This is a genomic window from Sulfitobacter sp. (assembly GCF_039977885.1).
Lineage (GTDB): Bacteria > Pseudomonadota > Alphaproteobacteria > Rhodobacterales > Rhodobacteraceae > Sulfitobacter.
Map to the genome: position 1 here is coordinate 1 of NZ_JBDWCI010000008.1, position 13,969 is coordinate 13,969.

Annotated in this window: 9 protein-coding genes and 4 pseudogenes; 4 read left to right on the forward strand and 9 right to left on the reverse strand. The window is 53.4% G+C overall.

What is annotated here, in order from left to right:
* Window positions 1-112: 112 nt before the first annotated feature.
* The 3 genes and pseudogenes from ABJM03_RS04625 to ABJM03_RS04635 form a co-directional block, all read right to left on the reverse strand.
* Entirely contained in the window at window positions 113-517 is a 405-nt protein-coding gene (locus tag ABJM03_RS04625) for a hypothetical protein (RefSeq protein WP_348336889.1), read from the reverse strand.
* Window positions 517-1,368: an HAD-IA family hydrolase gene (locus ABJM03_RS04630; RefSeq protein ID WP_348415989.1), complete on the reverse strand. Its 852-nt coding sequence runs from the start codon at window positions 1,366-1,368 to the stop codon at window positions 517-519. Before ABJM03_RS04630 ends, ABJM03_RS04625 begins: the two co-directional genes overlap by 1 nt.
* Window positions 1,369-1,770: 402 nt before the next feature.
* Window positions 1,771-3,156 (reverse strand): annotated as a pseudogene (locus tag ABJM03_RS04635) (IS1182 family transposase).
* Between the two features lie 431 nt (window positions 3,157-3,587).
* On the opposite strand from ABJM03_RS04635, the pseudogene ABJM03_RS04640 reads away from it, so the two are divergent.
* Window positions 3,588-3,912, forward strand: a pseudogene (locus ABJM03_RS04640) (transposase); the annotation flags it as partial.
* 8 nt (window positions 3,913-3,920) lie between these two features.
* Here the strand turns inward: ABJM03_RS04640 and ABJM03_RS04645 are convergent.
* Window positions 3,921-4,088 (reverse strand): annotated as a pseudogene (locus ABJM03_RS04645) (transposase); the annotation flags it as partial.
* A 56-nt stretch (window positions 4,089-4,144) separates the two neighbouring features.
* On the opposite strand from ABJM03_RS04645, the pseudogene ABJM03_RS04650 reads away from it, so the two are divergent.
* Window positions 4,145-4,506: pseudogene (locus ABJM03_RS04650) on the forward strand (hypothetical protein); the annotation flags it as partial.
* Between the two features lie 128 nt (window positions 4,507-4,634).
* On the opposite strand, the gene ABJM03_RS04655 reads toward ABJM03_RS04650, so the two are convergent.
* The 5 genes from ABJM03_RS04655 to ABJM03_RS04675 all read right to left on the reverse strand — a co-directional run bounded on the left by ABJM03_RS04655 (window position 4,635) and on the right by ABJM03_RS04675 (window position 10,415).
* A complete protein-coding gene (locus ABJM03_RS04655) occupies window positions 4,635-6,251 on the reverse strand; it encodes an ABC transporter ATP-binding protein (protein ID WP_348336891.1) in 1,617 nt (538 codons plus the stop codon).
* A 21-nt stretch (window positions 6,252-6,272) separates the two neighbouring features.
* Entirely contained in the window at window positions 6,273-7,133 is an 861-nt protein-coding gene (locus ABJM03_RS04660; protein ID WP_348336892.1) for an ABC transporter permease, read from the reverse strand.
* A 10-nt stretch (window positions 7,134-7,143) separates the two neighbouring features.
* Window positions 7,144-8,100, reverse strand: a complete 957-nt coding sequence (locus ABJM03_RS04665; RefSeq protein ID WP_348336893.1) for an ABC transporter permease — start codon at window positions 8,098-8,100, stop codon at window positions 7,144-7,146.
* Between the two features lie 16 nt (window positions 8,101-8,116).
* On the reverse strand, window positions 8,117-9,553 hold the full coding sequence (locus tag ABJM03_RS04670; protein ID WP_348336894.1) for an amidase: 1,437 nt from the start codon (window positions 9,551-9,553) through the stop codon (window positions 8,117-8,119).
* Window positions 9,554-9,857: 304 nt separating this feature from the next.
* Window positions 9,858-10,415, reverse strand: coding sequence for an IclR family transcriptional regulator (locus ABJM03_RS04675; RefSeq protein WP_348415992.1), 558 nt, complete (start codon window positions 10,413-10,415; stop codon window positions 9,858-9,860).
* 669 nt (window positions 10,416-11,084) lie between these two features.
* Here ABJM03_RS04675 and ABJM03_RS04680 point away from each other — a divergent pair.
* A complete protein-coding gene (locus tag ABJM03_RS04680) occupies window positions 11,085-12,674 on the forward strand; it encodes an ABC transporter substrate-binding protein (protein ID WP_348336896.1) in 1,590 nt (529 codons plus the stop codon).
* The gene (locus tag ABJM03_RS04685; protein ID WP_348415994.1) at window positions 12,652-13,896 is read left to right on the forward strand and encodes a Xaa-Pro peptidase family protein; all 1,245 of its coding nucleotides are present in this window, start codon (window positions 12,652-12,654) and stop codon (window positions 13,894-13,896) included. The genes ABJM03_RS04680 and ABJM03_RS04685 overlap by 23 nt, the downstream gene beginning before the upstream one ends.
* Window positions 13,897-13,969 lie beyond the last annotated feature (73 nt).

A 13,969-nucleotide genomic window follows, 5' to 3' on the forward strand; every position in this document is an offset into this window, starting at 1 on the left:
TCAGCGCTTCCAACGCCACCTTGGCCTTGAATTCTGGATGATGTTGCTTCCGTTTCGACATTCCTGATCTCCTTCGTGTTGAAGATCAGCAGACTACAAATCGCAGCTTACGTCAGTGTCCGAATTTCGGGGGGTAGCTCATTTCAGATATCTTGGTTCCTAAATCCACCTTGTATCCGAGGTCTTTCAACGCTTGTTCGGCCTCAATACCTGCCAGCACCGAACCCTCAAGCAATCGGTGATACCAGAGCCTGTCCATGAGGTAGAAAGCGATTAAGGGGATGACTGCGGATACAATAACCAATCCGGCAACGGCAATCTCCATGCCAAGGACTTCAATCGCACTACCTTCTCTAACGGCATAGCCGCCTAGGCCTAGAAATGCGCCAGCAACTACCAGCGCAAAGTTACGTATCCGGAGCTCCAAATCGTTAAAGTGCTGCTGAACATCTACGATTTTCTTCCAGATTTCGATCTGGCCATTATCAAGTGGTGCCGGTGTCACGGGCTTAGTCATCAATCTACTCCAAATAGCGGCAATACTTCAGAGAAACTGTCTTTAAGGATGTGTGTTGGCTTTAACCCATCTGGCTTGAGAGCAGAACGTTCGCGCTCCACCATTTCGGGTGTCCAGTGGGTTACCTTCCTTAGCAGCTCATACTCGGGCTTGTGCTGACTAACGCCGTAGAGAGCTTGTGCATCAGTGACGCCTGCTTGTTGGGCCATATAGACATCCTTTAGGATGTTGTCGCCAACGTATACAACCTCATCCTTAGATGCACCCAAATCATTAATAATATCTATCAACAGATCCGGATTGGGTTTCAGTTCGCCTTCAGGTGTAAACTGGTGAACAGTATGCTGAAACTTGTAAGTTTCAGGGGCGTAAAATCGAGCACTTTCAATGCCATCTGGCATCGCATGATCTGGAGGTGAGTAAAGGTAGTCAACTAGACCGTCGAGACCAAGTTTGCGGAAACGGTAGTTTGTATAAAATGCTTGAGACTCCGTGTAAGCGGCAATGAGTATCCCAGCGGCCCTAAGTCTTTTCAGGGTATTTTCTACAGTCGGATATAGGCATAACACTTGGCGGCGAACCTTACGAAATTCGTCGATTGCTGGTTGCATAACCGTGACGGCATCATCGCCGTAGAGATGGTTAAGGCAAGGTAACTCCGCAAGCAGTCGCGAGCATTCACTTGTGCCATACTTTTGATGAATTTGACTGCATTCAGCGTAGAGCACTTCGGAATCTACACCGGAGATTTCAATAACTTTGTCTGTCATGGCTGAGAAAGTTTGATACCAGAGTTCCTGCCAATCGAGTAAGGTATTGTCGACGTCTGTAATCAACACTCGTTTCTTCACAATTTCTCCAGTGCCCTAAGTATTACGCGCGAATTTCTGTCTCTGCTCAATTGCTTACAAGTTATACAAGCTTAGGTGAATCAAAAAAACAGGCAAGTCACATGCCATTTCGTCTAAGACTTCCTTGTGCCGTACCTTAACATGGGATCGGCTGAGACCTAACTGCCATCTTACGAACAGCAACAAGCACTGTTTCGTCTGACCTCTTGCTCGAGCCGCGTCTCGACGATGTGTTAAAGCGCAGCGCGAATTTAGGCATAGCCTTGAATGTCTGCTTTAGGTCTTCATGTTCAGATGTTCCGCACTGGCAGCGAACGACTGCTACCCGCCGATTCCGTGGAAAAACACCCGTTCGCGGGCGCAGAATTTCGTTGCTTGAGTTGGGCGCGAGCGCCTTTCCTATCAGGCTGTGCGCGTCTGCTGCGGTGCAGGAAAGATCTTGGCCAATTTGCGGATGTTTTGGGCGGTTGCGGCGAGGAGGAATTCGTCATTTGCACCGCATGGGCCACGTAATCGGAGCCTTCCGAGGCCGAGGATGCGCTTGAGGTGCGCGAAGAGCATCTCGACCTTCTTCCGGAGCTTCATGGAGATATCGTATTGCTTGGTCTTAGCGATGTCTCAGGCTATTTGGCGGGCGTCTTCGTGTTCTTCGCGGGTGATCGATCTGGCGGCTGCATTCGGGCAGCATTTCGCCTTGGACGGGCAAGTCTGGCAGGTCAGTTTTAGGGCACGGTATTTGGTTCTGCCCTGTCCGGTCGGCCCTCGGTTCGGATCGGAATAGTTTCGCCGGAACTGCTTCAGCTCTTGGCCCTCGGGGCAGATGTATTGGTCGTTCTCTGCGTCCCACGCGAAGTCAGCCCGGCTCCAGGTGCCGTCGCTGCGGCCAGATTTGTCGAAGACGGGGATGTGCGGGTTAATCTTGCGTTCAACCAGCCAACCCAGCATCGGTCCGGTGCCATAGGCCGTGTCAGCGATCAGGCGTTCGGGATGCAGGTCGAACTTCTCCTTGACCCGCTTCAGCATGGTCTTTGTCGACCCGACCTCGGCTTGCCGGATGGAGCGGGTGGGTTCCACATCCAAGATGACACCATGATCCGTGTCGATGAGATAATTGTCGGAATAGCTGAAGAATGCAGGGCCTTTACGGGCCGCTGTCCATTGGCTTGCGGGATCAGAACGCGAGGTGAACTTGGGTTGCACCTCGCTGGCGGCGCCAAAAGCGGCCTCGTCCAGGGTGTCGAGATACTCGCGCACGGCGCGGGGCGCATCGGCGGGATCGATTTGTCCCGCGTCCCAGTTCTCCTTCGGCGTGGAGTTCTGCTTGTTCGCATCGGCTTCGATCAGGCTGGCATCAATCGCCATGCGCTGGCCGCTGACCAGACCTTCTTGGATACACCGGGCGACAGTCGTCTCGAACAGGTGCCGCAGCAGTTCGCTTTCTCGAAACCGACCGTGGCGGTTCTTGGAAAAGGTTGAGTGATCCGGAACCCGGTCGCTTAGATCAAGCCGACAAAACCACCGATAGGCGAGGTTCAGATGCACCTCTTCGCAAAGCCGCCGTTCCGACCGGATGCCGAAGCAATAGCCGACCAGGAGCATGCGGATCAGCAACTCGGGATCGACGGATGGACGGCCCGTGTGGCTGTAGAAATCCGCCAGATAGGCGCGGACGTCAGTCAAATCGACGAAGCGGTCGATGGACCGAAGAAGGTGATCCTGAGGGACATGATCTTCCAGCGAGAACTCGTAGAACAGCGACGGCTGCGCTGCCTGCCTTGGTCCCATCATCACAAATCCTCCCGCCCAATGCGGAAATTGAAGCAGTAGTTCAGGCCGCAATCAAGGAGGAGTTTTTCAACAAAATACGCCCAGAGTGACCGGATCAAATCTCGGCCCCTTCCGGACTTTGACCGGCCATCGCATGCCGCGCTGCAGCTTCTTGGCAGTAGACATTAACTGGTCTTCTATTTTCTACATCTACAAGCAGCTCTCTATGTGCAGTTGCACGACCCGCACACTGCATGTTAGCCGGGCCATAGCCATTCCTGGGTATGCTGCTCAGGTGTCGGTTAGGGTTGGCTCGGTGATTGCACACCTTGCCAGCCTGAACATGGACGGCCCAAAGCTTACGATCCATCGGTCCTTATCGACCGGACTGGACCTGTCACGGTTTGATGCCGCTCCTTTGATAGCATTTACTGCAACAAAGGAGATTGACTATGGGACTGAAACGAACGGGCGAATTCCGACAAGATGCGGTGCGGATTGCGTTAACCAGCAGGCTAACGCGTAAGCAGGTGGCGGATGATCTTGGCGTCGGTATGTCGACGCTGAACAAATGGATCACCGCGCACAGAGGCACAGACGTGGTGTCGAAAGAAGATTTGAGCCTTGCTCAGAAGAATGACCGGCTTCGGCGTGGGAACCGCATTCTCAAGGAGGAGCGGGACATCCTAAAAAAGCAACGCAGTTCTTCGCGAGCCAAAAGCCGTGAGGTTTAGGTTCGTGGAAGAACACCGGGATGCGTTTCCGGCAGCGCGCCTAGCCCGACGTGTAAAGGCTGTCGCCATGTTTTCTATCGCTGCCCGCTTCCATGTTCCGATCTGTGTCGGATGGACGCCGTACTTCTTGGAAAGCTCCGCCAGCGTCATATCCTCGCGGATCGCTTCAAGCGCAACCTTGGCCTTAAACTCTGGCGAATGGCTCTTGCGTTTCTTCATTTCGGATCAACACTTTCGTCATGCGATCCACCTTAACGACTGGTCTGAATTTCCGCGACCACCTCTCTGCCCGAGAAGCCCATGCCGTCATACCACCGCACAAGAATGCCAAATTATGGAAGCCCGACACCCCCGGGGCCAGAGCGCGCAACGAAGCGGTGAGAGCCTCAAAGTATCTAGGCCGCGCATTGTGACGACAGGTGACCGGATACCACCGCAGAAGCCGCGTCGAAACGAAAACTCTCGGGATCATGCTGCGCATCACCCTGTCGGCCAAGGGATGCATTGTGTGAAATTACTCGGTCAGCGCCTCTCAGCGCGCGACTTTGATCGCCAGATTGCGGAGATCCAAATCCGCGCCGCGATCCTAAACGGATTCACAGCGCTTGGCATACCAAGTACCGTGGCTGTAGGATAACCCTTCTGGGGTAAGGGGGAGATCGGCCTCAGACCGATTTGTGCAACAAAGCCGAACCACCCCATCAAACGGCATCAAACTGTGGTAGGTCTACACTGGCGAACTAACTAAGAAAGAGCCCCCTTTATCTAGCCGCCCACCTTCCTCTCCCGCAATACATTCGTTAACCAATCGGGATCCATTTCAGGGGCCGAAGAAAGCAGCCTTTCCGTGTACTCATGGTACGGAGGGCTGAGAACCTCTGAGCGCGGTCCTTGTTCCACGACCCTCCCCTTAAGCATGACAACAATGTCATCTGCTATCGCTTTGACGGTGGCCAAATCATGGGTGATGAAAAGATACGATACGTTTAGGTTATCTTGCAGCTCTTGCAACAACCTCAGGATGCCCTCGGCGACAAGCGGGTCGAGGGCTGATGTGATTTCATCACAAACGATAATATCAGGTTCTGCCGCCAAGGCGCGTGCAATACAAATCCGCTGTTTTTCCCCTCCGGACAACTCCGATGGGTAACGGTCGAGATAGCTGTCATTCAATCCTATTCTCGATAAAAGCTCGGACACGCGCTGATCTCTCTGATGATGGCGCAAGCCAAAATAGAACTCTAGCGGTCGTCCGACAACTTCGCGGATTTTCATGCGTGGATTCAATGCGACATCCGGCATTTGGTAGATGAGCTGAATTCGGCGAAGGGAATCCTCTTGACGGTCCTTATACGATGGAAGCAGAGGTTGCCCGTCAAATAGAACCTCGCCATCGCTTGGCACCAGCAACCCTGCGATTACCCGCGCGACTGTCGACTTACCCGATCCAGACTCACCAACCAAAGCAACAGTTTCACCTCGCCGGATCGTAATGCTGATACCGTCCAGCACCTTCATCCCTGCCCCGTAGCTAGCCGTTAGATTCCGCAAGTCCAGAATAGGCGTCTTCGATGTTGCCGCTTCGAGTTTCGCCTGATCTGCGTGATGCACCGATACCAACGCCCGCGTATAGTCTTCTTTGGGGTCTTGAATAATCTGTCGGGTATCACCCGTTTCAACTTCGCAACCATGGCGCAGCACCATGATGCGATCGGCAATCTGGGACACAACAGCAAGGTCATGCGTGATGTATAGCGCTGCGGAATTGTAAGTCTCAATAGCAGCGCGGATCGCCACAAGCACTTCAATCTGTGTCGTTACATCCAATGCAGTCGTGGGTTCGTCAAAAATAATCAGGTCGGGTCCACAGACCATTGCCATGGCCACCATCGCGCGCTGTAATTGGCCGCCAGACACTTGATGAGGGTAGCTGTCGCCAAATATTTCAGGCTTGGGCAGTTGCAAGACGTCGAAGAGGGCTCGGGCCTTAGCCTCGGCGCTCTTGAGGTCCATCACGCCTTGTACGATAGCGGTTTCCACAACTTGCTGCATTATGGTGAGCGCGGGATTGAATGAAGCTGCCGCGCTTTGAGCCACATAGGCAATGCGTACGCCTCTCAATTCGCGCAGTTGCTTTTCCGATGCCTTAGTCAGGTCAATGCCGTCAAAGAGGATCGAGCCTCCCGCCATTCGGCACCCCGAACGCATATGGCCCATCGACGCGATGCCCAATGTGGATTTCCCAGCACCGGATTCACCGATCAGCCCCAAGACTTCACCTTTGTGCAGGGTCAGCGATACCCCATTAACGATCCGCTTCCATTGGCCGTCTTGGTAGCCATCAGCGTTGAAACTTTTCATGCAAAGCAATGGGTCAGACATAAATTTTCCTTTGCACAAAGATCATCTGCTGGACCGGATGCTGGAAGTCATTTTCAAAAACCAGTCTACCACCAAATTCACGCCGACCGTCAGAATAGCGATAGCCGCTGCGGGTATGAGCGGGATCACGATCCCCCACGATATACCTTGTGCGTTCTCGCGCACCATACTGCCCCAATCTGCTGAAGGCGGTTGGATGCCTAATCCCAAAAAGCTCAGCGCTGCGATAAACAGAAAAACAAAGCAAAACCGCAACCCGAACTCGGCAATCAGGGGCGGTAACGTATTCGGCAGAATTTCATTGCGGATAATCCACCACAGTCGTTCGCCCCGTAGCTTCGAGACTTCGACGTACTCCATAATCTCCACGTCTATCGCGACAGCACGAGAGATGCGGAACACCCGTGTAGAATCTAGCAAGGCTATCACGATGATTAGGATATGTATCTCGGTTCCCAAAATAGACAGAACCATCAGCGCAAAGATAAGCGTAGGTATCGCCATCACCACGTCGAAGGTTCGGCTCAAAGCTTGATCAACCCATCCGCGCATTGTTGCAGCGAGAAATCCCAGCGACATCCCTAACGCAAACGCCAGCACTGTCGTCAGTAGCGCAATCCCAATGGTGTTGCGCGCGCCATAAAGCAGCCGTGTGAACAGATCGCGGCCAATGTGATCGGTCCCCAAAAGGGTCGCAGGACTATGATGCGGTGCCAATGCATCCCAAAAACCGTTTTCCCACGGCGCCCCGACAACCTGTGTTTCACCATATGGCGCGATGAGCGGCGCGAACAAAGCCGCGATGCAATTGATGACAATGATCGCAATGCCGACTTTGGCCGACACTGGTGCTTTTTTTAATGCGGTCCAGAAAGTGTTCATTTCGCCGCCCTCATTTCGCATGTCTAAGTTTGGGATTGGTTATAATCGACAGAACGTCAGCCAGCAGATTGAGTAGCACATACACAGAGGCAAAAATCAGGACACTTGCCTGTACCAAGGGGACATCGCGGTTTGATACCGCATCCACAAGCAGCTGTCCCAACCCAGGATAAACAAAGACAACTTCGATCACCACCGAGCCTACGATCATGAAAGCGAGGTTCATGACCACAACATTGATCACGGGCGAGAGCGCGTTTGGCAATGCATGTCGCACGACAATGCGCCACGGAGAAAGCCCTTTTAAAAGTGCCATCTCGATGTAGGGAGCAGAAATTACATTCAAAAGAGCCGCGCGGGTCAGGCGCATCATATGTGCGACTGAAATCATCGTAAGGGTAAGTGCGGGAAGCGCTACGGCATTCAGCTTGCTCCATAGCGTCATATCCGTTGTGATCCGCGAGAAGCTCGGGAAGATTTGATGCTCAACCGAAAACCACAGGATCAAGATATAGGCGATAAAGAACTCGGGGAGTGAAATTGCCGAAAGCGTCGTTATGGAGATGAACTTATCCACCCATCGGTCGCGGTACAGCACCGACACGACGCCTAGAAACAGCGCCAAAGGGACCGCCAATACCGCCGAGGCTCCTGCCAGAAAAAAGGTATTGCCCAAACGCGCGCTCAGTAGATCTGAAATGGCGCGACCGCTGGCAAGGGACTCTCCTAAATTTCCTGACAGTACATTCCCCAACCAGTCCAGATAGCGCAGATAAGCAGGTTGATCCAATCCAAGCTTTACCCGCAGAGCGGCCGTGTTCTCCTCTGTCGCCGCCTGACCAAGAATGGTTTGAGCCAAGTCTCCCGGCAAGGCCTCTACCCCCCAAAAGACAATCAACGAAATGATGATCAACGTAGCAACGCCAAACGCCAGTCGTTTGATAATCATTTTGGGTAAACGGTCCATTATGCTTCCTTTATGGTTACGGCGCAGTCGAGACATGTACCGGCGGGATACGATTTGCCCAAGGCAATGCTTGCTCAAGCACCCCGCCCACTGAAAACAACCGCGCCTCATCCCCGAACCGCGCCGCGAGCTGCACACCTATCGGCAATCCACCGGCACTTTGATGAAGTGGCAGTGAAATCGCCGGTTGGCCTGTCACGTTGAAAAGTGGCATGAACACGCCCAATTTTGAGACCTGCTCGTTCCAAGTATAGGGATCGACGAGCCCAGCGGGATCACACTCAAGCGCTCCAATCTTTGGCGCTGGTCCAAGGCATGAGGGCACGACCAAAAGATCATACTGCTCAAAGAACGCACCGGCCTGACGGCTCACGGTGTTGAATACATCAAATGCATCCAGCAAGTCTGCCGCGGAGAGCTGTTTGCCTGCCTCATAGAAAGCCCATGTCGCCGATTGCAGGTTGTCTGGCGATGGGCGGCGCTCCAAACTGCGACCCAGCGCATCGCAACCTTGAGCAACAGTCGCACATGACACGGTCAGCGCGGCACGGATCAGCGCGTCGTAGTCAATATTCGGGCGGGCCTCTTGTATAGAATGGCCGCAGTCTTCCAAAACGCTTAGCGTTTTTTGGACACCTGCTTCGACCTCGGGATCACAGGCCCGCACCCAAGGGGTTGTCGAATAAGCGATCCGCATGGGCCGTGGTGTCTGATCCAGCGCGGCACTGTGGCGGGTTTGTGGCGGCGCGATAGCATAGGGGTCACCTATCCCTGGCCCCTGCACCGCGTCCAAAACAGCCGCACAATCGCGCAGGGTGCGTGTCACTGCAAAAGTCGTAGCGAGCCCACAAAGGCTTTCGCCCTGCCCTGGCCCTGCAGGAAGCCGCCCCCGCGTGGGCTTCAATCCGACCAAACCACTGTGGGAGGCGGGACTTCGGATAGATCCTCCTCCATCGCCAGCGGTCGCAATTGGCACTACGCCCGCCGCCACCATTGCGCAAGATCCACCACTGGACCCGCCAGGGGTATGATCCAAATTCCACGGGTTCCGTGAAATGCCTGTGATTCCGTTTTCCGTCACCCCCGCCAGCCCGAACTCGGGCGTCGTCGTCCGGCCGAGGTTATTAAACCCTGCCACTCGAAATCGAGAGAAAGCGAGACTGTCCTCGGCACTTATATTCCCCAGCGCCAGCTTGCTGCCCATCTCGCACAAAACACCGCGCTCTTCACAACCCAGATCTTTGTTCAGGATCGGTACCCCAGAAAAAGCCCCCCCCTCTACACGCGCCTCTGCGCGTTCGGGAAAGACTTGGGCCATTGCATTGAGTTTGCCGTTCACACGTTCAATTGCATCCAGCGCCAGAACCGCCAGTTCTTTGGCAGATACATCTTTGTTCGCCACAAGTTGCGCCAAACCAACTGCATCAAAACGCGCATATTCACTCAAACGCATGCGAAAGTACCTTCCGTACCTAATCTTTTCCCGAAAGGCCTAATCTGCCTGTTGGCAATTTGAGCACCTATCAAATGGCGGCGTTATACCCAGAACAGAAAGAATTAATGTTCCTTTAAGTGGAACTCTAATTCCGTATAACGGACTATTCCCATTTGTGTAAGATGCTCACACACGCGCTGTCAATCGTGAAAATGCTCAAGCTGCAAAGGCTTTGCAGTCTGCCCGTATCTAATCGGCAGCACAAATCAAGCGTCTCGCGCTCTCCGCCCATCGGGCAAATCTAAACTTTTAGGATCTGAAATTAAGCGCTATGGCCCATCTTTTGAGAGATACGCGCTGCGGCATGCATCAAAGGATCGGCCCAGCCCAGCAAGGTGTCAGCCTCTACGCGAAACACAGGTGCCCAAACATTCAGCGCCGCAATGACACGCCCTTCAAAATCGTAGATCGGCGCAGCAATCCCACGTATCAGATCGTGCTGCTCGCGGTCACTATAGGCAAAACCTGTTTGTTTGATCTTCGAAAGCTGTGCAGAGAACAATTCAGGGGCCGTGATGGTGTGCTCTGTAAATCGGTGCAGCTCGATCGTGCCTAGAAACTCTTGAAGGACCGCGTCCGGCAAGAACGCCAGCATGACCTTGCCAACAGCTGTGCAATGGGCAGCTTCTCGGTCGCCAATCTGGCTGGCGGTAATATTCAGTTTCTGATTGCTGTCCGTTGCGCGCACATAGACCACATTCATACCGTCGCGCACAGCAAGCGAGACCTGCTCGCCCACTTGCGCATGCAGCAACTCCATTTCCTCAACAGCGACATTCGCCACGTCGATGTTGTTCCAAGTGCGTGATGCCCAGGTCATCAGCTTCAAACCCAGACTGTATTTCTGAGTTCGCTCGTCAAACGAGACAAGCCCCTCGCGGACAAGGGAAGCCAACAGTCTGTGACTGGTGCTTTTAGGAAGTCCCGCAGACTTTACGAGATCTACGAAACGCACGGCTCCCTCGGCCCTGCTCAGCGCATCCATTAAGGCCACCGACTTGTTGAGGACATCTCTTTGCGGGGTATCAGTCATGGTAATTCATAGCCTTCGTTCATTTCAACAGTCGATGCCTGCGCCATTCGTAGCGGCGCTTACACCTTCGATTCAATAGGTCTCCACAACAAAGCCATATCGCGGTAGCGCCTCAGACAGGTTATTGGCCCACGGATGTGCACAATTTACAGGCACATATTCGTACGACACACGGCAAGCATCATCGAATTAGAAATTCGTTGACACAAAACAGCCACCTTCGTATGTTTTTTAAATTCCACTAAGCGGGATATATGTTCCGCTTAGTGGAATTTCAAGAGTCAGTGTTCCTGCTTTGGGACACATGATGAAATACTTGCACTGTGCTGCTGATATGTACTGACGCCTACCTCCCCTGTGTGAACACGCGCAGAGCCCAAACCCACCCTCGTGTCCGCAAGGCATGGCCAATACCATCTACTTCGATGGCTGCAACGTTACCCAAGGAGAATGTGAATGATTGACCTCAAGAAACGAACAGAGCCTAGCAATGCGGCCCAACCGACGCGGCGCGAATTTATATCCAAGGCGCTTGCAATGGGCATCACCCTACCTGCAGCCATCTCGCTAGCGGATAAATCAGCCTTTGCCGCGACGCCTAAAACAGGCGGCCGCATGCGTCTTGGGCTTGGGCTCGGATCAACCACAAATACCTTGGACCCCGCCACATTCGAAGACACTTATATGCAAGTCGTGGGATTTGGTCTGCGCAATTGTCTGACTGAAATCAGCAACGAAGACGAACTCATTCCGGAACTTGCCGAAAGCTGGGAAGGCTCGGATGATGCCACAGAATGGACATTCAAACTGAGAAAAGGCGTCACGTTCCACAGCGGCAAAACAATGGACGCGCAGGATGTGATAGCCTCCCTACGACACCATTTGGGCGAAGGATCCACATCACTGGTGTTCAGTATTCTGGAACCAATTACCGAAATCACCGCAGAAGACAATCACACTGTCACCATCAAACTGTCCAGTGGCAACGCCGACTTCCCCTATCTTCTAAGCGACTATCACATCGCTATCCTGCCTGTGCGGGATGGCGTTGTGGATTGGAAATCAGGCGATGGCACCGGGGCGTATAAACTTACAAGTTTTGAGCCGGGCATCAGCACGACGATGGTCCGCAATGAAAACTACTGGAAAGAAGGTCACGGCCATTTCGACGAAGTCGAAGTGCTGTCGATCATTGACACAAACGCCCGCACCAGCGCGCTCATTTCAGGTGAAATCGACGCAATGGACCGTGTTGATCTGAAGACCGCTCACCTTATGGATCGCCGCCCGGGCATTAGCCTCAAAGAGACCCAAGGCACGTTGCACTACGTTTATTCCATGTTCGCAGACAACGCTCCGTTCAACGATCCCAACGTGCGTCTCGCGCTGAAATACGGTATTGATCGCGAGGAACTTCTCGACAAACTTCTGTTCGGCCATGGCTATGTCGGAAATGACCACCCAATCGGGAAGTCGAACAAATATTACGCCGCTGATCTTCCCCAACGGGCCTATGACCCCGACAAAGCGATGTTCCACCTTAAAAAGGCCGGCCTCACTGAGCTAACTGTCCCGCTGAGTGCGGCTGATGCGGCATTTTCGGGCGCTGTAGATGGCGCACTCCTGTATAAGGAAAAAGCCGCTAAGGCGGGAATAAACATCGACGTCACTCGTGAGCCCAATGATGGTTACTGGGCGAATGTGTGGGGCAAGAAACCTTTTGTCGCCTCCTACTGGAGCGGTCGCGTTACGGAAGATTGGGTATTCTCGTCCATCTATGCCAAAGGCGTCTCGTTGAATGAGACACATTGGGCGAATGCGCGCTTTAACACTTTGCTCACACAGGCGCGCTCCGAGCAGGATACCACCAAACGCCGCGAGATGTATTACGAGATGCAGCAGCTGTGCAGCGATGATGGTGGCGTTATTGCCCCCGTCTTCTCCAACTACGTCTTTGCCACCAGTGACAAAGTTGCCCACAACCGCATGTCAGCCGCATGGGACATGGATGGGATTAAATGTCTTGAGCGCTGGTGGTTCAACTAAGATATCCCCTCTTCGGGCGCAGGAGTTTTGCGCCCGAAGACCTGCGCCCCAAAAAGGAAAATACCCAATGCCCATGCACTTCACGCAAGAGGAGTTCGCCGCCCGTCAAGATAAAGTTAAAGCCGCCCTTGCAGATCGCGGGCTGGACGGCCTGCTTATCTTCAAGCAAGAAACAATGTATTACCTGACGGGATATGACACGACAGGGTATTCCCAGTTTCAGGCGTTATATTTTGGCGTTGATGGCAGTTTGGCCCTACTGACACGATCTGCCGATCAACGGCAAGCCATGCACACATCCCTTATAGAAGACATCCGCATTTGGGTTGATCGCGACGGGGCCACCCCCGCAGAGGACCTCAAGGACCTACTTCAATCTTACAATTGCTCGGGCAAACAATTGGGTATTGAGTTGGACGCGCCCTGCCTCACCGGAGCACGATGGGATATGGTTCGATGCGCGTTGGATGGGTTCTGCATCCTGCATGATGCATCCGGCCTCGTCCAAGCCTTCCGTATCGTCAAAAGCGCCGCAGAACTCGCATATGTCACCAAGGCGGCAGAGCTTGCTGACAAGGCCATGACCGACGTACATGCACAGCTGCGTGCCGGTGTCGATGAGGGCCATCTTTTTGCCACAGCACACAACGCTATTTTTGAAGGCGGTGGCGATTATCCCGCAGGCCGGTTCATCATCGGATCCGGAAAAGGGGCGTTGTTGGTACGTAATTTTACGGGACGCGAAACCGTCGGTACTCAAGATCAGGTTCAACTGGAATTTGGTGCCTCTTACCGACACTATCATGCCTGCATCATGCGGACCGCATTGATTGGAACCGTCTCACCCGAACACCAAAGAATGCAAGATGCGGCCTTAGAAGCTCTGATAGCCTGTCAGGAAATCTGCAAACCGGGGAATTTGGTGGGCGATGTATTCGACATGCACGCTAAAATTTTGGATAGTGCCGGTTACCGCTCTCATAGGCTCAATGCCTGCGGATATTCCCTAAGCGCAAATTACCCACCGTCGTGGATGGAACAGCCCATGATTTGCACAGGCGAACCCACGACAATCCAACCAAACATGGTGTTTTTCATGCATATGATCCTCACCGACACGGAGCGCGGCCTTGCCTTGTCTCTAGGCGAAACGGGACGGGTCATGCCAGACGGCTTTAGACGCTTGTCACGCCTAAATTGCGCTGAATTACTTACGGCCTAACGAGCTCTGCACGACATTAGTAGGTCAGCTCTCGAGTGACGTGGTCCGGCAAAATGGACCTGTCGCGGTTTGA